The following is a 248-nucleotide window of genomic DNA, read 5'->3' on the forward strand; positions in this document are numbered from 1 at the left end:
GCTCACCGTTACTCCGGCTGGTACGCCGCTTAGATCAGGGGTAATATCCACAATCGCGCCGCTGCCCGCTGTAATTGGCAAACTAGCTACCAATGGAGTACCTGGGGTAACTGCGAAACTTACGTCATCTACAGTTGAGCTTTGGTTCACGCTTACTGTAATGATCCCTGAATCACTCAAGCCATTTTCATCCGTTACTTCATAAGGGATGGTAAAACTTGTAGGACCTGTGTATCCCGCTGGAACAT

The 248-nt window shown here is 48.8% G+C and carries 1 protein-coding gene; it reads right to left on the reverse strand.

Features of this window, described 5'->3' with window-relative positions:
• Positions 1-248 (reverse strand): hypothetical protein (locus J0A69_RS22520; protein WP_206588864.1); only part of this gene is annotated, 248 nt, incomplete at both ends.

It is taken from the genome of Algoriphagus pacificus (assembly GCF_017254845.1).
GTDB classification, from domain to species: domain Bacteria; phylum Bacteroidota; class Bacteroidia; order Cytophagales; family Cyclobacteriaceae; genus Algoriphagus; species Algoriphagus pacificus.